The organism is Streptococcus sp. KHUD_012, assembly GCF_052588255.1.
This window is the reverse complement of the sequence record NZ_CP159355.1, coordinates 1265167-1283099: the sequence shown is the minus strand read 5'-3', so window position 1 is coordinate 1283099 and position 17933 is coordinate 1265167. Positions and strand designations below refer to the sequence as shown.

The following is a 17933-nucleotide window of genomic DNA, read 5'->3' as shown; positions in this document are numbered from 1 at the left end:
GAAGCTAGTTTTAGATCTAAAAAAAGATATAAGGCAGGAAAAAAATGAAAAAAATTAAAATTGATGTGGTAGCTGTTCCCTTGAGTGGGCATCTGTACCCGACTTTAAATCTCGTCAAACCCTTATTGGATGATCCAACCATGGAAATCCGGGTTTTCACAGGTCCTCAGAAAAAAGCGGTCGTAGAAAGTCTGGGCTTCACGGTCGTTCCAATTCTAGAGGACAAAGTAGAAGAATTTGAACGTGCGGCTAATAACGATAAAAAACACAATCTATTTTCAGCCTATCGGCAATTATCTAAGAGTCTCGATTTGATTAATCATGTATCGGATCAATTGCTAGAGGAGTGGCGTGTCAATCGTCCAGATATTGTGATTGCTGATTTTATCACTCTATCAGCTGGTTTTGTGGCAGAACAGTTAGAAATTCCTTGGATTACCACAATGGCAACTCAATTTGCGATCGAAACACCTTATGGTCCCCCTTGCTTCTTCGGAGGGATGGGAATTGCGCGAACCAAGAAGGAAGAAAAGATACAAGCCCTATGCCGTAAACTCACGCGTATTGGGAAATACTGTGGGGCTTTCCTCTTACGCAAACGCTTAAAACGTTACAATTTCAAGGTGTACAATCAAAATGGAGTGGAGACTATTTACTCTCCTTATGCCATCTTTGGAATTGGGATGATGGAGCTGGAGTTGAAAACACATTTCCCTCATCAATATGCTTGGCTTGGCCCTTTGGGGACTTCTCTTGAAAAAGCAGAAGATTATCCTTTGGATCTCAGCCCTTATGAAGACAAAAAGAAGGTTCTCGTGACTTGTGGGACTCAGTTACCGTGGGCAAAAGAAAATTTGCTCCATCAAACCAAGCAGTTAGCCAAAGAGCATCCAGAATGCCACTTTTTTGTCACACTAGGAGACGGAGCAAAAGAATTTTCTGAAGAAGAAGTGGCTTCAAATGTGACTCTCGTAACTTATCTCCCTTACAAAGAATACATACCGCAAATGGACTATGTGATTCACCATGGAGGGGCTGGAATCTTTTATCAGTGCATCGAATTTAAGAAACCAGCCTTGATCTTGCCGCATGATTATGACCAATTTGACTATGCCATTCGAGGAGTAGAAGCAGGGATTGCTTTTCAAGCTCATCGCAATCGCACCGAAGAGATTCAAGCAGGTTTCAATGCCTTATTAGAAAAAGAATCTTGGGAAAAGTTAGAGAGACTAAACAAACTTTCAAAAACCTACAAGCCGTTGGATACCTTGGAGTTTGAGATTCAACGATTATTAAGACGTGGAACGGATGGGAAACTATGAAAATTCTTGTAACAGGTGCGACTGGCTTCCTTGGAAAATATGTGATCGATGAATTGTTGGCTCACGATTATTCCATTGTAGCCTTTGGCCGAAACGAAAAAATTGGGAAGGCTCTGGAAGGTGAGCGCGTTCAATTTATTAAAGGGGATTTGAGCTCTATTGAGGAATTAAGACAAGCCTTTCAGTCTGTTGATGCTGTGGTTCACGCTGGAGCTTTATCCACTGCCTGGGGACCTTGGAAGGCCTTCTATCAGGCTAATGTAGTTGGTACTCAAAATGTCCTTGACTTGTGCCGTGAATATGCGGTAAAACGCTTGGTTTACGTATCTTCTCCCAGTATTTACGCAGCTGGAAAAGACCAATTAAACATCAAGGAAAGCGATGCTCCCAAAGAAAATCACCTCAACAATTACATCCGAAGCAAATTGGCGTCTGAAAAACTTTTTTCTGACTATTCAGATGTGCCAAGTATCATCTTGCGACCTAGAGGATTATTTGGTGTGGGGGATACCAGTATTTTGCCTCGTGTCTTACGCCTCAGTCGAAAAATTGGAATTCCTTTGATTCGAGGAGGAGAGCAGCTCATGGATATGACCTGTGTGGAAAATGTCGCCCTAGCCATTCGCTTGGCTCTGGAAGCAAAAGAAGCTCACGGACAAGTTTATAATATTACAAATGGGGAACCAAAGACCTTTAAGTATTTGATCGAAACCACACTAAAGGGATTGGGAGAGCCGATTCGCTATCGGAAACTTCCAGCAGGTCTCCTAGCAGGTATGGCGTACAGTCTTGAAGGGGTGTATCGATTCTTTCATATGAAGGCTGAACCCCCGTTGACGCGCTACACCTATTATCTTCTTCGCTATAGCCAAACTCTCGATATTCAAAAGGCTCAAACTGAACTTGGCTACTATCCAAAAATGACTATTGAAGAAGGGATTGACAACTATGTCCAACATGATCAAGCTCATTGATTATTTTCCAGCAGGCTATTGTAGCAGTCATTCTGGTCTCTTATTTAAAGGAATTCCAAATGAAAAAATGCAATTTCCTGCAGGTGTCTTTTTGATTCATCATCGTGAAAAAGGCTATATTTTGTACGATACCGGCTATCACTACGAGATTAAGAAAAAAGCTCGGTATTTCTGGTACCGTCTAGCCACCCCAATGCAGATGAAAAAAGAAGACCAGATCGATTATTTATTGCAAGAGCGGGAGATTGATCCAGCATCCATTTCCTATGTGATTCTTTCGCATTTGCACCCTGATCATCTTGGCGGAGCAGCACTTTTTCCAAATGCTCATTTCTTTGTCACTCAGGAAGTCTATGAGGTGTACCAAAAACCGAAATTCAAAGATTTGATTTTTAAAGAGTTTCTTCCAGCTGATTTTAAAGATCGAGTGACTTGTCTCAAAGCAGATCAAAGACATCCTGCATTCCCCTATCGCCCGACCTCGGATCTTTTTGGAGATGGGAGCATTCTTGTTTCGTCCATCGATGGACATGCGAGAGGGCAAGGCTGTCTTTATCTGGATGAGCTCAAGCTCTTTATTGGGGCGGATCTTTCTTGGGGAGTAGACCTCTTGCCTTTCACACGGCAAATGCGTCTCATTCCTTCCTTGGTTCAGGATGATAAGAAGGCTTATTTAAAAGGAGCTGATTTGCTGGAAACACTCTTGCAAGATGGTATTCAAGTTGTGGTTAGCCACGACCCGCAAGAACGGATTGAAAGGATTTTAAATGAAAAAAACAGTCTTTCTGAAAACCTTTATTGAAACCAGATGGTGCCACCGATTCCGTTCAAAAGAGGCCTTGAAGCGATACCAAGATAAGCAATTGGCACGCTACCATGCTTTTATCACCTCTCAGTCCCCCTATTTTCAAACCCATTCTCCCAAATCCTTTGGAACCATGGATAAAACCTTCATGATGACACATTTCAATGAACTCAATACCCTAGGGGTGGATCGAGATCAGGCTTTAGAGATGGCGATTCGCGGAGAACAAACACGAGATTTTACTGAGATGAATGGAGAAGTAGCAGTAGGCTTATCTTCTGGAACTTCCGGCCACCGAGGAGTCTTTGTCACCACAGAAAAAGAGAGAAGTATGTGGGCTGCAGCGATCTTAGCCAAGATGCTACCGAAAGGAAAACTGTTTGGTCATCGCATTGCCTTTTTCTTACGAGCGGACAATGAACTTTATCAAACCATTAATTCAGGCCTTATTCGCTTGGAATATTTTGATATTTTCAAGGATAGCAAGGAGTATTTAGAGCGACTCAAAGACTATCAACCAACCATTGTGGTCGCACCAGCTTCGACCTTGATTGAGTTAGCTAACTATGTCAGCAATCAGCAACTTGCGATCCAACCCGTCAAGGTTGTCTCTGTCGCAGAAATCCTAGAGGAACGAGATGCTGAGACAATCGCCAAAGCCTTTCAACTAGACACGGTTGATCAGGTCTACCAAGCGACAGAGGGATTTTTAGCTTGTACCTGTTCAGAAGGCAATCTACATCTTAACGAAGATATTTTGAATGTCGAAAAAGAGTACCTAGATGATAGCCGCTTTTATCCGATTATTACGGATTTCAAACGAACCAGTCAACCGATCTATCGCTACCGCCTCAATGATATTTTGGTAGAAGAAAAATCTCCTTGCCCTTGTGGTTCCGTCTTTACTCGAATCGCAAAGATCGAAGGACGATCAGATGATATCTTTCATTTCAAAAAAGAAGATGGCAGTAGCCAGATGATCTATCCGGATTTTATTCGACGGTGCATTCTCTTTGTCGAAAATATTCAGGACTATCAAGTGACTCAGTTGGCAGATGGATCCATTACCATTGCCTTGAGTCACCGGACAGAGTCTATGGAGCAAGCAATCTTTGCTCAATTTGAACTCTTAGCTCAGCAAAAACAATTCATTCTCCCAAGTATTCAATTTATCGATTATCAATGGGACCCAACACGTAAATTAAAACGTGTTCAACGACTTCAATAAAAGGAGAATCCTATGACTACCGTAAAAAGACATTTGCAAATTAAAGGCTATGGAACAGCGCTTCCAGCTCATACCGTAACTTTCAAAGACCAGACTCGTTACCGCGTGAAAGAAGGAGAAGAAACACAGATTGATCTTGCAGCTCGTGCGATTGAAGTGGCTTTAAACCATGCGGGGCTTGAAATGGCAGACATCGACTGCCTGGTTTCGGCTAGTGCGGTTGGCGTTCAGCCCATTCCTTGTACAGCTGCTCTGATCCATGAGCGCGTAGCCAAGGGACTGACGATTCCTGCTATGGATATCAATACCACCTGTACCAGTTTTGTATCAGCTTTAAGCACTGTTTCTTATCTGATTGAAGGTGGTGAATACCGTCGGGTTCTGATTGTATCTAGTGAAGTAGGGAGCCTAGGGCTTAATCCCAAACAAAAAGAAAGCTTTGAACTGTTTAGCGATGGCGCTGCAGCCTTTATCTTTGAAGCAACAAAGGAAGATAAAGGAATCATTGCCAGCATGCAACGTACCTGGTCAGAGGGAGCTCATGATACCGAAATTCGTGGTGGTTTGACAGCGTATCATCCAAAATTGTACTCTGAAGCAACCAAGACTGATTTCATGTTTGACATGAAAGGGAAGAAAATCCTTTTGCTTTCTGCCCGTGTTATTCCAGAAATGTTCCAAGAATTCGAAGAGAAATCAGGCGTTTCTAAAGATGCTGTAGACTATATTATTCCTCACCAAGCAAGCCGGGCCTTACCACTTGTCATGGACAAATTGGGCGTCAGCAAAGACAAGTACCTCAATATTGTCAGTGATTATGGAAATATGGTTTCGGTAGCCGTACCTTTCGGCCTAGCCTATGCACTGGATCATGGATATGTGAAGGAAGGAGATACCATCTTCTTGATGGGAACTGCAGCAGGGATGACGGTCAATATGTTGGCACTGAAACTTTAATGATGGATCCTCTCATTTCAAGCTCAAAAAGCATCAAGTCCCGCTAGTCTTTAGCGGGCTTTTTTGATATAATGAAAGGTATGGAAATTGAGAAAACCAACCGAATGAATGCGCTCTTTGAGTTTTATGCAGCGCTCTTGACGGACAAGCAGATGAACTACATCGAGCTCTACTACGCAGATGACTACAGCTTGGCTGAGATTGCAGAAGAGTTTGGAGTGAGCCGTCAAGCGGTCTATGACAATATTAAACGTACAGAAAAGATTTTGGAAGATTACGAAATGAAACTCCATATGTATTCCGATTACATTGTACGCAGCCAGATTTTTGATCAGATTTTAGAACGCTATCCGGAAGATACTTTTCTACAAGAGCAGGTTGAAATTTTATCAAGCATTGACAATCGGGAGTGATTATGGGCAGTCTCGTCATTTATCAAGGGATACCTTGCAAACTATTAGTCGCAGAGGAAGTATTTCCTACTCGACTACAGATTATCTCGCCCAATGATATCTCCAAAGCTATGCAAATAGGTTTTAGCTGTTGGGGATATCCAAATGAAATCATGAAAGAAGTCACACCCGAAGAACTAGAATGTTTGCAACATTTCGGACGATTTCCACTGAATTGAAAAAATAGGAGAAAATAATGGCATTTGAAAGTTTAACCGAACGTTTACAAAACGTCTTTAAAAATCTTCGCAAGAAAGGGAAAATCTCTGAAGCGGATGTCCAAGAGGCAACCAAAGAGATTCGTCTAGCCCTCTTAGAGGCCGACGTTGCCCTTCCTGTTGTAAAAGACTTCATCAAACGGGTCCGCGAGCGGGCTGTAGGTCATGAAGTCATCGAAACCTTGAACCCTGCCCAACAAATCGTGAAGATTGTTGATGAAGAATTGACAGCGATTTTGGGTTCAGAAACAGCAGAAATTATCAAATCTCCTAAGATTCCGACCATTATCATGATGGTCGGTCTTCAAGGGGCTGGTAAAACAACCTTTGCGGGTAAATTGGCCAACAAATTGGTCAAGGAAGAGAACGCACGTCCTTTGATGATTGCGGCCGATATCTATCGTCCGGCAGCCATCGACCAGTTGAAGACACTTGGTCAACAGATCAATGTTCCTGTCTTCTCACTTGGTACAGAGGTCCCTGCAGTAGAGATCGTTCGCCAAGGTTTGGAGCAGGCGAGAGCCAACCACAATGACTATGTCTTGATCGATACGGCTGGTCGTCTGCAAATCGATGAAAAACTCATGGGTGAGTTGCGGGATGTTAAAGCCCTTGCTGAACCAAATGAAATCCTCTTGGTTGTGGATGCCATGATCGGTCAAGAAGCAGCCAATGTGGCGCGTGAGTTCAATGAACAACTCGAAGTAACTGGTGTGATCTTGACCAAGATCGATGGGGATACCCGTGGTGGTGCGGCCCTTTCTGTCCGTCAGATTACTGGGAAGCCAATCAAGTTCACTGGTACTGGTGAAAAAATCACTGATATCGAAACCTTCCACCCAGACCGTATGTCTGGTCGGATCCTCGGTATGGGGGATATGCTGACGCTGATCGAGAAGGCTTCTCAAGAATACGATGAGAAACGCTCTCTTGAACTCGCTGAAAAGATGCGGGAAAACACCTTCGATTTCAACGATTTCATTGATCAATTAGACCAAGTTCAAAATATGGGACCAATGGAAGACCTGCTCAAGATGCTTCCAGGTATGGCCAACAACCCAGCTATGAAGAACCTCAAGGTCGATGAACGAGAAATTGCTCGCAAACGTGCAATTGTATCATCCATGACCCCAGCTGAACGCGAAAATCCAGATTTATTAAATCCAAGCCGTCGTCGTCGGATTGCTGCTGGTTCAGGAAATAGCTTTGTCGAAGTCAATAAATTCATCAAGGACTTTAACCAAGCCAAACAGATGATGCAAGGCGTCCTCTCTGGCGATATGAACAAGATGATGAAACAAATGGGGCTCAATCCAAATAACATGCCGAAGAATATGCCTGGTGGAATGCCTGATATGTCTGCCCTCGAAGGCATGATGGGACAAGGTGGCATGCCTGACTTGTCAGCTCTTGGCGGAGGCGCTGGAATGCCTGATATGAGCCAAATGTTTGGCGGTGGCCTCAAAGGAAAAGCTGGTGAATTTATGATGAAACGAGCTATGAATAAGATGGCCAAACAAATGCGCAAAAATAAGAAAAAACGGAAATAATCGTTTCTAATAAGGGCCTGGAACACACTGTTCTGGGTTCTTTTAGAAACTACTACTAGAGGAAACATGTTAAATAAACTATTTCAACAAGTCATTCGTTTCTTTGTAAGACTGTTTTCTTCTCACAGAAAGCCCTTTGAATTTCCTAAAGGGTCAAAGAAACCACCGATCAGACCAATCATCCTTGTACCTGGGAGTTCAGCCAGTATCCAGCGATTCAATGGAACCATCCGCATGCTCCATCGATTTTCTAGAAAAAAACAGAGTCTCTTAAAAATAAAAGTCAACAAAGATGATTCTATAGAGATGGAAGGAAGATTGAATACGAAAGAGCCGAATCCGATGATTGTGATTGGCTTCGAGAACAATCGAGACGGCTACAGCAATATCAAGCAGCAAATCGAATCCCTTAAGATTGCTCTAACCTATCTTCTTGATCACTATTATTTTACAGAGTTCAAGGCAGTTGGGCACTCCAATGGTGGACTAGTTTTGACTGGTTTATTGGAAAGTGGCTTTTTAGAAAAGAAAAAACTGACCGTAAGGAAGCTCGCTATTATTGGTAGTCCTTACCAATTCAATCAAGAAATGTATGACGATTTTCAAAAATGGAAGCATCGATTAGATAAAGAAGTAGAGGTCCTTAACTTTGTCGGTAGCTTTGCTGGAAAATCAGACGGCATCGTGCCTCTCTCTAGTGCCCAAGCAGCAAAATCTATTTTTGACAATCAAACCTATACAGAAGTGAATTTAAATGGTCGTAAGGCTCATCATTCAGCTTTACCCACTAATCCAGATCTAGTGAAACAATTAAGTCTATTTTTGAATCTATAGAAAATTACATAATTTCGGTTATGTAATTTTTATTTGTCTCTTGCAATCCTTAGGTAAATATGGTACATTTTTGGTAGCGATTACACATACTTAAGGAGGATTTTATGAAAGATCCCAAATTATTAGAAACAATAAAAGATTATAAGGGACGAGATGACGTTCCAGCAGATTTTGATACTTTTTGGGATCAAGCCCTAGCAAAGATGACTGAACTCCCTGAATACAAGCTCGAAGAACGAGATTTCAGCATTCCAAATGTGATTTGTTATGAATTAACCTTTAAAGGAACACGAGATGGACTTGTTTATGCGCGGGTTGTTCTCCCAAAAACGGATCAAAAAGTTCCCGTTATTTTCCATTTTCATGGCTATATGGGCCGTTGTTGGGATTGGACAGACATGCTGGCTTATACAGTATCTGGCTATGGAGTTGTGTCTATGGACGTAAGAGGTCAATCCGGTTATTCAACAGACGGAGAGCGATCACCACTTGGAAATACTGTAAAAGGACAGATTATCCGCGGAGCTGTGGAAGGTCCAGATGAGCTATTTTATAAGGATGTCTACTTAGATCTTTACCAGTTAATCGAAATTGTAGCTAGCTTTCCTCAAGTAGATGACAGCAAATTCGCCAGCTATGGAGCCTCTCAAGGTGGTGCCTTGGCCCTAGTAGCTGCCGGATTGAATCCCCGAATCCAACGAACGGTAGCCATTTATCCATTCTTATCAGATTTCAGACGGGTGTTAGAGATTGGAAACACCAGCGAGGCCTATGACGAACTTTTCCGTTATTTTAAGTTCCATGATCCATTCCATGAAACGGAAGACCAAATCATGGAAACATTAGCCTATATTGATGTGAAAAATTTTGCCCATCGCATCAAAGGACAGGTTCACTTGATTACTGGGTTAGATGATGATGTCTGTTATCCTGTGACACAGTTTGCCATTTATAATCGATTAGAGTGTCCAAAAGAGCATTTGGTCATGCCAGAATATGCCCACGAAGCTATGAATGTTCAAGTCAATGATCGAGTCTATAATTGGCTCTGTGGTAGCAAGATTTCCTTTCGATATGTAGAAAAATAAGTTAGAGCTGAAAAACAATCAGTAGATCCCGAGATTTGCTGATTGTTTTGTTTTTAAAAGGCATAGAGTATAGAAAGAAAACAAAACAGTCCTATAAAAACTAAAAATTTATGTACAATTAACTAAACTAGAGCTAAACTATTGATACAACTGAATTAGAAGCATAAAGTACATTCGTTAAAAAGTGTACTTTATTTTTGTTTTGTACATTATTATGGAGTGGTATTTTGTATGTTTTCTAGTACATAATATTCTCTAATCTAAGGAATTGATTTGTACATTTTATACTCAAGCAATAGCAGAAGAAGTGGTGGTTCAATTGTACATTTTTTGCAGCTTATTTATGTTCCTATTGAGAGTAAGTTACAGAATATTAATAGTCAATAAAACTTTGAACTTTCTTGTTATTTTTTTGAGCAAATGAAAACAGAAAGTTATAGTTTTGTGACAAGTATCTTGAAAATGAGTTGTTATCGTGATAGAATAAGGTTAGAAAGGAAATATAAGGGTATAGGAGATGAATAAACAAATTGGTAACAGAATAGCAGAGTTAAGAAGCGCTAAATCTTTTTCTCAAGAACAAGTAGCTGAAAGAATTGGAATAAGTAGACAAAAATATGCTCGAATTGAAAACGGCATTAATAGTGTAACATTAGAAATTCTTGTAAAACTTGCTGATGCTTTTGATGTCACTGTTAAGGATATTACAAAAGTACTTGATCAAGAAGTATCTGTAGCTTATAGATCAGGAGAACAAAAAAAATCAACACGTGACATGCTCTATATGATTGATTTATTCTATGCAAACAAGCGTTTGTATGAAAAATTAACTTATCAGGATAAGGAGTAGGTAACTCAATGAATAAATTACGAGAAAAAGAGATCCGAAGGAAGGCAAATGAGATCAGAGAACAGTGTACCACGACAAGGTATGGTATTGTAAATCTCTTCAGAGACTGTAAAAATTTTAACATCAAGCTTTTTCGCTATCCTATGGGTGAGGATGCAGATCTTGGTTTTACATTAAAAAGAGACAATGATACTATTATTTTTACGAATACAAGTATTCGTCTTTCAAGGGAAATTTTTACACTTGCTCATGAAATTGGCCATGCTGTTCTCCATTTTGAAAATATGGAAGCTTTTTTTGATAATAATTCAACTTTTTCAGATTCAGACGTTGATGAAAAAGAACACGAAGCAAATTATTTTGCAGCTTGCCTATTGATGCCACAAGAAAAAGTGGAAGGTTATATTTATTTCGAAATTGAGGATAGTGAAAATATTTCAGCAAGAGATATAGCAAAAATGATGGTGGAGTTTAACGTTAGCTTTGACATGGTAGTTAATAGATTATGTAGTTTGCAGTTCATTGATGAACATAAAAAAACGTTATTAAATGTTGCTAAAGTAGAAGCCAAAGTAGGGAATCTTATTAAATCAGTTGATGGTGGTTCTGCTTTAAATCGTCCTAGCGAGGAAATAGTCATTCCTGAAGAGTACTCACAGTATGCAATCTATAACTTTAATAATGGGGCAATGCCGAAAGAAACATTGGAAAAAGTTTTAGGATATTATCATCTTTCACTTGAAGATTTTGAGGATGAAATTGAACAAAATAATGCTTTTAGTCAGGAAGATGATGCAGAGGATATAAATTTGGATGATTTAATTGGAGGATTAAGTGATTGAACGCTTCACTGGATACAAATACTATTATTCATTTTTATAGAGCAGGATGTCAAAATATTCTTTTTGGGTATTTTGATTCTATCTATATTTGTGACCAAGTCTATTTAATTGAATTAAAAAACCATGGGCAAGATATTCTCCCTAATGTAAACTTAGATATTCAAGCAGGGAAGCTGGAATTATTTTCACAGGAAAAAATGGCTAGAGAAGGAATTTTCCAGATTTTTGAAGGACACGCTAAAGTTCAAGAAATGATGTATAATGTGGGGGATAAAGGCGAGGCACATGCTATCGCTTTAGCAAAAACACTAGGTACATGCTGTTTAGTCACTGATGATACAAAATACAAAGGACCGTATAAAAGCCTTTTGCAATATGATGATGAAGTTATGCCTTTTACATTTGCGGAAGTTATTATTCTCTATTATATTTTTGGAACAATAGACGCTTCTAAAGCAATATCGTATTTTGATAAAATCAATATTACATCAACAATGAATTGGAATTTTGAAACACAGCTAAAAAATTTTTTAAGACGGTTTACCCTAAATCAGGATAGTAAAGATGCTAGGTGGCTCGATAAGGCGTTAAAGGAACAAAAAGTTAGCCTAAAAAATAAAATACTAAATATGCAACAATCTTTAAAAACAAATAACCAATAGCAATAAACCTTGTTATTGAATAAGTAATTTTACTTCTTTTAATCTAAAAAAAGAATCAGTCGATTCTTTTTTTTGTATTATTTTAAAATTATGCTTTTTAACTTATCTTCAACAGACTCTCTATGTACTTTATATATCTGAGCTGGGTTTAGTGAAAAATTCCTAGTGTTATTAACTTCATAACAATACTTATAATCTCGTAAACCTTCAATGGCTTCGTACCATTTTGCAAAGGAGCGAGTAAGAATTATTTTCACTTTATCATTTTTGTCATCGATTCTTTTTTTAATTTTTTCAAAGAGGAATTTTTGCGTAGGAAGGTAATCTTTTATTTTTCTATTACTATTTGAGGAAGTACTTTATTACAGTAATGGGGGATGGTTGCAGAATCATCCTCTATTTTTTTGTGCAAAAACGAAGAACTTTATATATCGCATTTTGAGATTAGGCTCCCAGTATCAGTGAAGAATCACAGTCTTCAACATCATAATGATGGAAAGACAGTCTATCTTGACAAAATACCTCTATATGGTTATAATTATGTTCATAATCATATAGATACTAAACTTCAGATACAAGTTACAAAAAATAAGGAGGTATGGTTATGGTCACAAAAAATATTTATGTTGCAGAAGCAGATCTACACCTATTTGATGATGCTGCCAAGTACGCCGGAAGTATTTCTGCTGCTGTGATACAAGCACTTCAGGACTTTCTAAGTGTTCAACGCAACAAAAGCGAAGGATATGATAAGATTGAGTTAAACCTCTATGAAAAAGGGGTAAGAAGAAAGGTAATGTTCTATGGTATGGAGATTACTCGTGTAGAACGTCCGGTAGACGGTGGAATAAGGATTGACACGATTTATAAAACTGCAAAAGGACAGCTTGCAGTGGCAACCAAGGTTCGCAAGGAGCTTCCTAATTGGGCGAAAGGGAATCCACACGTATGGGAAAACCCGCAGTCTTGGTCACATGATTTTTGGAATCTGGGTGACAGAGTGTTAAACGTATATCCGGACATAGAGAGCCTAAAGGAGAAGGATACGTATCTTGCCGAGTGCTGTGAATCTTCTCTTTCGGCAAAGCCTTATGAGTTTTTAGATATTTAGAGTAAATATGGTTATAATGACGTTCCTGTTTGTTGCTTTTTCTATATCAAGAGGTAATGATCAGAAAATATAAGAAGGAAGGTGTAGATGAGCTGGCAGAGATTGTGGGAGGGGAGACGGGAAACAATCGTTTATTTAGAGAACGCAGATATAATCCTTCCCTTAAATTAGCTCTCATAGAAAGGGAAACACCAAAATGAGAAAGAACATTTTAGTGGTTTTGCTAATCATAGAAACACTTGTATTGCTAGTAGTTTTTGGTATGGAAATATTCATTTTTCAAAATAATGGAAAACTAAGGGAAGTTTACCGTGAATCATCAGAAGATGGCAGTCAAAGCATCATTATATATGAAATTGGAGAACCAGATTGGCCTTTTGGTAATGCTCATTATAAAGTATTTGGGCCTTCGGACTTTTATGTAGATGTTGCTGATGATGGCGGATATGGATGGTATAGAGTTGAGTGGAAGATGAATTCTGTGGTTGTTACTTTTGGAGGCTCAGAGCAGGGTAATTCCGTATATGAATTACCGTTTAAATAAATATATATGAATGGCAGAACCAAGAACAGCTACGTAATGTGGACGGTATGAGCTGTCCATTTTTTTATGAGTTAAGCACTAGAAAAAAATATGGGAGCTGCATCTCTTTTTGAGTATCTCAAGAACATAAAATTTAAGTCGTTACTAAAGGAGATGTACTTTAAACAAATTCTTGCAAAATCACTTCCATCCTTATGAAATCCTTAAAATTATGTTTTATATTTTCATTAAAAGGAGGATTTCATAATGAATAGATATATTTTAGAAACAAAGGAACTGACAAAAAAATTTGGCAGACAAAAAGCAGTTGCTAATCTTTCCCTACAGATTAAAAAAAACTCAGTATATGGATTATTGGGACCCAATGGTTCCGGTAAATCTACGACTTTAAAAATGATTACGGGAATGCTTCATAAGACTTCCGGTGAAATTTTATTTGAGGATAAGCCATGGAGCAGAGCAGATTTAGAAAAGATAGGTGCGTTAATTGAAATGCCCCCTCTTTATGACAATCTGACAGCGTGGGAAAATTTAAAGGTAAGAACATTACTTCTTGGACTGCCGGATTCCAGAATCAAAGAAGTGCTTGAAATCGTTGATTTAAAGAATACTGGAAAAAAGAAAAGTGGGCAGTTCTCTATCGGAATGAAGCAGAGATTAGGTATAGCAATTGCATTATTAAATCATCCACGCTTGCTTATTTTGGATGAACCAACAAATGGGCTAGATCCATTGGGGATTCAAGAATTACGGGATTTAATAAAAAGTTTTCCTGAACAAGGAATTACCGTTATCCTATCTAGTCATATTCTGGCGGAAGTTGAGCAAATTGCAGACCACATTGGGATTATAAACAATGGGCGTTTGGAATATCAAAATGCAATCAACCATCAGGAAAACCTTGAAGAATTATTCATGAATGTTGTAAAGAAGGGAAGGAGGGAAAACGAACATGCTTTATAAATATATGCTTGCTGAAAATCTAAAACATAAGCATAGTAATTTAAAGAAACTAATGCTTATTCTTCCTCTAGTTACGGTATTGTTTTCTTTTGTTTTAATGCAATCATATTTTACAATCAATGCATTTAATTGGTGGTATGCGATGATCATGCCTGTAACCTTCGCCTTGATTCCAGGTTTAATGCATAGAAAAGAAGATAAAAAGTTAAAGTATCAAGCAATCTATTCGCTTCCCGTAAGTTTAACGAAGGTGTGGATTGCAAAGGTTTTAACAGCGCTTTTGTACATTGTGGTTGCTGCTTTGGTTCATCTATTTGCAGTTTATATTCTTCAATTTGCAGTAGGAAAACAACTTACATCAAGTTATGTATTCCCTACTTTGTTCAGTGCAAGTGTGCTGCTTGTGATTACTTATCTATGGCAAATTCCATTTTGCTTTTTCTTGGTGAAAAAACTGGGGTTTATTGTTGGTGTAGCAAGTAATGTCATCATCGGATTAGGTTTAGGAGTCGTTTTTGCAGATTCTTCTTTATGGATGCTATGTCCATATACATGGGGAATTCGATTGATGATTCCGATTCTTAAGGTGTTACCAAATGGGCTTCCGGTAACCGCCAATCATCCACTTATTGAAAATACTTCCATTCTTATTCCTGTTATCTCTTCAGTTGTCTTGTTCGGGCTAATTACAATGATTACTGCCAAGTGGTTTTCAAGGATTGAGGTGAAGTAAATGAATGTGATAAAATCAGAACTATATAAGTTAAAACATACATGGGTTCCTTGGATTCATATTCTACTGCCAATTATTTATGCACTTCTATTTTGGGGAGCTGCTAAGGTAACTACCCTAAAAAATTTTCCGATTGCAGAGATTTATCAAAGCTATGCTTCAATTTTAGGTGGACTTTTGCCAACAATTATTGGATTGCTTACAGCAAAAATGATTGATATGGAATTTGAAGCTGGTCGATTTCAAGTTTTGCTTGCAGGAACAAAACGAAGAAGTCAATCGTATTTAGGTAAACTCAGTGTGCTGCTGCTTGGAAGTTTTGTAGCAATCACATTGTCGATTGGAATATTTACACTGTTATTTGGAAACCAAACCTTAGCCGATGGGGTTGCAGAAATTCTTTTGCTCTTTGTAGGGATCATTTCGGTATATCTCATTCACTTATGGTTGTCCCTTGCAATAAGTGGGAGTGCTTCTATTGGTCTTGGATTTATTGAGATGTTACTTGCATTTCTTTGCATGACAGGACTAGGCGATAAAATCTGGTATTTCTTACCTTGTGCTTGGCCAACAAGATTGACTTCCACCTTTCTTTTGTCTAAACAAATGACCGATCAAAGCTTGATGTACATGGAGTTGATAAAATGGTCTTATGTTGCAATTCCAATGTTGCTTGTATTGATGATTGGATCACTGGCTTGGTTTAAATGGTGGAATGGTAGAACAATCAATGAATAAATTTTAGTAGGAAGGAGGATGGGATATGACAAGAATTCTAGTGGTAGATGATGATCCGGATATGCTTGAACTCGTTAAAAATGTATTGCGGACGCAGTCATATCTTGTTGACTGCTGTCTAAGCCCTGCTCAGATTGATCAGCGTAAGCTGGCTAGCTATGATTTGATCTTATTAGACATTATGATGCCTGATTTAGATGGAATTTCTTATTGCAAGCAAATTCGCAGCATGGTAGATTGTCCGATTTTGTTTTTAACAGCAAAGTCATTAGAGTCTGATATTGTTGAAGGGTTAGTAAGTGGTGGAGATGATTATATTACGAAACCATTTGGAATGAACGAATTACTCGCAAGAGTTCAAGCTCATCTTCGCAGGGAAAAAAGAGAAAGGCACTCCAGCTTACATCTGGGTAATATTCGTTTTGACCTATCTGCAAACGAAATCTACGTAAAGGATATAAAAATGTCGTTTACAAAGTCGGAATATCAGATTTCTGAGCTTTTAGCTAAGCGAAAAGGACAAGTTTTTTCCAGAGAACAAATTTACGAGATGGTTTTCGGATTCGATGGGATTGGATCTCCTTCCGCTGTTTCGGAGCATATTAAGAATATCAGAGCAAAGTTCCAACAGTTTGGTGAGTCTCCGATTGCGACTGTATGGGGGATTGGATATAAATGGGAATAAATCATAAGGGCAAATCATTGAAATTTGTTTTCATTCAATATTTAGTAAGTGTAGGTGGTGGGCTTTTGCTGGCTTTAGGATTGGCCGTACTTTCCTTTTTCCTGTTTTCTGTCTCCAGTTTTGTGCTTCCAGCAGATCACATGGAAAAGCAGATATCGGAGAGCAAGACAGTTCTATCGCAATCCGATCCTTTTGACTCCTCTGTACTACCAGATAATACAAAATTTTTACTTCTTTCTGAGGATGGACAGGTGATGGATTCGGATATGGATCAAGCCTTAAAAGAAAAAGCATTACAGTTTCATAATCGGGAAGTATATTCTACTGCCTCATCCGCATTTATGGAAATAAAAAGGATAGATGGTTATTTGATAGTTCAATACTCCCTTGAACCTCAATATGTCAATTCGTGGATGGAGCGATACTTTCCGAAACTCAATACGGTTTTCGGTATCTTGCTGATCGTATTTAGTTTTACCAGTATTGTTTTCATTACTTTTGTTTGGGCTAAGAGGTTATCGAAGCAGCTTGTTCCAATGTTGATTGCATCAGAAGAAATTGCCAAACAAAATCTTAATTTTGAAATTGGCAGTTCAAATATCAAGGAATTTAATCATGTCCTATGTAGTATGGATGAAATGAAAGTTGCACTAGGTAATTCTTTAAAGGAAAACTGGGTGCAGGAAGAAAATCGAAGGAATCAAATATCTGCTTTAACACACGATTTAAAAACGCCTATTTCTATTGTGCAAGGCAATGCAGAATTGCTGAAGAATACGCCTTTGACAAGTGAACAGAAAATGTATGTGGATTTTATTTTGAAAAATGCCAGCCGGATTTCTGATTATGCACAGACACTGACTTTAGTAGGACAGTCTGATCGGTGGGAAGATGGTTTGCTACAAGAGATTTCTGTAGAAGATGTTACAGCGAGTATTCAAGAAGCTGCTCGTGAGATTGCAGACACGAATTCTCTTACGATCAAAGAAAGTATTCAAGTGGAACACAGAATCATGAATGTAGATTTGAAACTTCTTGAAAGGGCAGTTTTAAATGTCATTCGCAATGCGATAGAACATTCTAAAAAAAGGCCATTGCTAGAACTAAAATTGGAAACAGACAGTTATTACTTTTATATAGAAATAAAAGATAATGGGATTGGATTCACGAAAGAAGATTTAACACATGCAACAGAACTTTTCTATCAAGGTGATAAGAGTAGAAAATCGCAGAAGAATCATGGAATTGGTTTATATTCTGCGAAAAAGATTATGGAATTTCATCATGGCGAGATTTTACTGAAGAACAGTGAGAATGGACAAGGAGCGATTGTAGTGATGAAACTTCCTTTGTCAAGTGAATAGAATCAACGAGCTT

At 38.6% G+C, this 17933-nt stretch carries 20 protein-coding genes; all 20 read left to right on the top strand.

The window, feature by feature from the left end; genetic code table 11:
* Nucleotides 1-44: 44 nt before the first annotated feature.
* The 20 genes from ABVF55_RS06095 to ABVF55_RS06000 all read left to right on the top strand — a co-directional run bounded on the left by ABVF55_RS06095 (nt 45) and on the right by ABVF55_RS06000 (nt 17920).
* On the top strand, nt 45-1322 hold the full coding sequence (locus tag ABVF55_RS06095; RefSeq protein ID WP_445285046.1) for a glycosyltransferase: 1278 nt from the start codon (nt 45-47) through the stop codon (nt 1320-1322).
* Entirely contained in the window at nt 1319-2296 is a 978-nt protein-coding gene (locus ABVF55_RS06090) for an NAD-dependent epimerase/dehydratase family protein (protein WP_272106708.1), read from the top strand. Before ABVF55_RS06095 ends, ABVF55_RS06090 begins: the two co-directional genes overlap by 4 nt.
* On the top strand, nt 2271-3098 hold the full coding sequence (locus ABVF55_RS06085) for an MBL fold metallo-hydrolase (RefSeq protein WP_445285045.1): 828 nt from the start codon (nt 2271-2273) through the stop codon (nt 3096-3098). Before ABVF55_RS06090 ends, ABVF55_RS06085 begins: the two co-directional genes overlap by 26 nt.
* Nucleotides 3064-4329, top strand: a complete 1266-nt coding sequence (locus tag ABVF55_RS06080; RefSeq protein ID WP_445285044.1) for a F390 synthetase-related protein — start codon at nt 3064-3066, stop codon at nt 4327-4329. Before ABVF55_RS06085 ends, ABVF55_RS06080 begins: the two co-directional genes overlap by 35 nt.
* A gap of 12 nt (nt 4330-4341) precedes the next feature.
* Complete coding sequence (locus ABVF55_RS06075; RefSeq protein WP_320909180.1) at nt 4342-5286, top strand: 3-oxoacyl-[acyl-carrier-protein] synthase III C-terminal domain-containing protein; 945 nt, start codon at nt 4342-4344, stop codon at nt 5284-5286.
* Between the two features lie 80 nt (nt 5287-5366).
* Nucleotides 5367-5699 (top strand): putative DNA-binding protein, encoded by a 333-nt coding sequence (locus ABVF55_RS06070; protein ID WP_003001435.1) that lies wholly within the window; start codon nt 5367-5369, stop codon nt 5697-5699.
* Nucleotides 5700-5701: 2 nt separating this feature from the next.
* Nucleotides 5702-5917 carry a hypothetical protein gene (locus tag ABVF55_RS06065; protein WP_037606554.1) on the top strand — a complete coding sequence of 72 codons (216 nt, stop codon included), beginning with the start codon at nt 5702-5704 and terminating at the stop codon, nt 5915-5917.
* Between the two features lie 17 nt (nt 5918-5934).
* Complete coding sequence (ffh, locus tag ABVF55_RS06060; protein ID WP_024055635.1) at nt 5935-7506, top strand: signal recognition particle protein; 1572 nt, start codon at nt 5935-5937, stop codon at nt 7504-7506.
* A gap of 66 nt (nt 7507-7572) precedes the next feature.
* Entirely contained in the window at nt 7573-8340 is a 768-nt protein-coding gene (locus ABVF55_RS06055) for an alpha/beta hydrolase (RefSeq protein ID WP_320909179.1), read from the top strand.
* Between the two features lie 104 nt (nt 8341-8444).
* Nucleotides 8445-9428 (top strand): acetylxylan esterase, encoded by a 984-nt coding sequence (locus tag ABVF55_RS06050; RefSeq protein ID WP_320909178.1) that lies wholly within the window; start codon nt 8445-8447, stop codon nt 9426-9428.
* Between the two features lie 517 nt (nt 9429-9945).
* On the top strand, nt 9946-10278 hold the full coding sequence (locus tag ABVF55_RS06045) for a helix-turn-helix transcriptional regulator (protein ID WP_414342097.1): 333 nt from the start codon (nt 9946-9948) through the stop codon (nt 10276-10278).
* Nucleotides 10279-10286: 8 nt separating this feature from the next.
* Nucleotides 10287-11120 carry an ImmA/IrrE family metallo-endopeptidase gene (locus ABVF55_RS06040; RefSeq protein WP_314794897.1) on the top strand — a complete coding sequence of 278 codons (834 nt, stop codon included), beginning with the start codon at nt 10287-10289 and terminating at the stop codon, nt 11118-11120.
* On the top strand, nt 11117-11782 hold the full coding sequence (locus ABVF55_RS06035) for a PIN domain-containing protein (RefSeq protein WP_414342099.1): 666 nt from the start codon (nt 11117-11119) through the stop codon (nt 11780-11782). The genes ABVF55_RS06040 and ABVF55_RS06035 overlap by 4 nt, the downstream gene beginning before the upstream one ends.
* Nucleotides 11783-12386: 604 nt before the next feature.
* Nucleotides 12387-12893: an EXLDI protein gene (locus ABVF55_RS06030; RefSeq protein ID WP_414342101.1), complete on the top strand. Its 507-nt coding sequence runs from the start codon at nt 12387-12389 to the stop codon at nt 12891-12893.
* A gap of 196 nt (nt 12894-13089) precedes the next feature.
* Nucleotides 13090-13437, top strand: a complete 348-nt coding sequence (locus ABVF55_RS06025; RefSeq protein WP_414342103.1) for a hypothetical protein — start codon at nt 13090-13092, stop codon at nt 13435-13437.
* Between the two features lie 246 nt (nt 13438-13683).
* On the top strand, nt 13684-14400 hold the full coding sequence (locus tag ABVF55_RS06020) for a lantibiotic protection ABC transporter ATP-binding protein (RefSeq protein WP_414342105.1): 717 nt from the start codon (nt 13684-13686) through the stop codon (nt 14398-14400).
* Nucleotides 14390-15133 carry a lantibiotic immunity ABC transporter MutE/EpiE family permease subunit gene (locus tag ABVF55_RS06015; protein ID WP_414342107.1) on the top strand — a complete coding sequence of 248 codons (744 nt, stop codon included), beginning with the start codon at nt 14390-14392 and terminating at the stop codon, nt 15131-15133. The genes ABVF55_RS06020 and ABVF55_RS06015 overlap by 11 nt, the downstream gene beginning before the upstream one ends.
* Complete coding sequence (locus tag ABVF55_RS06010) at nt 15134-15871, top strand: lantibiotic immunity ABC transporter MutG family permease subunit (RefSeq protein WP_445285043.1); 738 nt, start codon at nt 15134-15136, stop codon at nt 15869-15871.
* 25 nt (nt 15872-15896) lie between these two features.
* Nucleotides 15897-16556: a response regulator transcription factor gene (locus tag ABVF55_RS06005; protein WP_414342111.1), complete on the top strand. Its 660-nt coding sequence runs from the start codon at nt 15897-15899 to the stop codon at nt 16554-16556.
* The gene (locus ABVF55_RS06000) at nt 16547-17920 is read left to right on the top strand and encodes a sensor histidine kinase (protein WP_445285042.1); all 1374 of its coding nucleotides are present in this window, start codon (nt 16547-16549) and stop codon (nt 17918-17920) included. Before ABVF55_RS06005 ends, ABVF55_RS06000 begins: the two co-directional genes overlap by 10 nt.
* The last annotated feature ends 13 nt before the right edge of the window (nt 17921-17933 follow it).

Excerpts from the sequence above, each read along its gene's own strand:
- ABVF55_RS06095 (WP_445285046.1), top strand. The coding sequence starts at position 45 with ATGAAAAAAATTAAAATTGATGTGGTAGCTGTTCCCTTGAGTGGGCAT.
- ABVF55_RS06090 (WP_272106708.1), top strand. The coding sequence starts at position 1,319 with ATGAAAATTCTTGTAACAGGTGCGACTGGCTTCCTTGGAAAATATGTG.
- ABVF55_RS06085 (WP_445285045.1), top strand. The coding sequence starts at position 2,271 with ATGTCCAACATGATCAAGCTCATTGATTATTTTCCAGCAGGCTATTGT.
- ABVF55_RS06080 (WP_445285044.1), top strand. The coding sequence starts at position 3,064 with ATGAAAAAAACAGTCTTTCTGAAAACCTTTATTGAAACCAGATGGTGC.
- ABVF55_RS06075 (WP_320909180.1), top strand. The coding sequence starts at position 4,342 with ATGACTACCGTAAAAAGACATTTGCAAATTAAAGGCTATGGAACAGCG.
- ABVF55_RS06070 (WP_003001435.1), top strand. The coding sequence starts at position 5,367 with ATGGAAATTGAGAAAACCAACCGAATGAATGCGCTCTTTGAGTTTTAT.
- ABVF55_RS06065 (WP_037606554.1), top strand. The coding sequence starts at position 5,702 with ATGGGCAGTCTCGTCATTTATCAAGGGATACCTTGCAAACTATTAGTC.
- ffh (WP_024055635.1), top strand. The coding sequence starts at position 5,935 with ATGGCATTTGAAAGTTTAACCGAACGTTTACAAAACGTCTTTAAAAAT.
- ABVF55_RS06055 (WP_320909179.1), top strand. The coding sequence starts at position 7,573 with ATGTTAAATAAACTATTTCAACAAGTCATTCGTTTCTTTGTAAGACTG.
- ABVF55_RS06050 (WP_320909178.1), top strand. The coding sequence starts at position 8,445 with ATGAAAGATCCCAAATTATTAGAAACAATAAAAGATTATAAGGGACGA.
- ABVF55_RS06045 (WP_414342097.1), top strand. The coding sequence starts at position 9,946 with ATGAATAAACAAATTGGTAACAGAATAGCAGAGTTAAGAAGCGCTAAA.
- ABVF55_RS06040 (WP_314794897.1), top strand. The coding sequence starts at position 10,287 with ATGAATAAATTACGAGAAAAAGAGATCCGAAGGAAGGCAAATGAGATC.
- ABVF55_RS06030 (WP_414342101.1), top strand. The coding sequence starts at position 12,387 with ATGGTCACAAAAAATATTTATGTTGCAGAAGCAGATCTACACCTATTT.
- ABVF55_RS06025 (WP_414342103.1), top strand. The coding sequence starts at position 13,090 with ATGAGAAAGAACATTTTAGTGGTTTTGCTAATCATAGAAACACTTGTA.
- ABVF55_RS06020 (WP_414342105.1), top strand. The coding sequence starts at position 13,684 with ATGAATAGATATATTTTAGAAACAAAGGAACTGACAAAAAAATTTGGC.
- ABVF55_RS06015 (WP_414342107.1), top strand. The coding sequence starts at position 14,390 with ATGCTTTATAAATATATGCTTGCTGAAAATCTAAAACATAAGCATAGT.
- ABVF55_RS06010 (WP_445285043.1), top strand. The coding sequence starts at position 15,134 with ATGAATGTGATAAAATCAGAACTATATAAGTTAAAACATACATGGGTT.
- ABVF55_RS06005 (WP_414342111.1), top strand. The coding sequence starts at position 15,897 with ATGACAAGAATTCTAGTGGTAGATGATGATCCGGATATGCTTGAACTC.
- ABVF55_RS06000 (WP_445285042.1), top strand. The coding sequence starts at position 16,547 with ATGGGAATAAATCATAAGGGCAAATCATTGAAATTTGTTTTCATTCAA.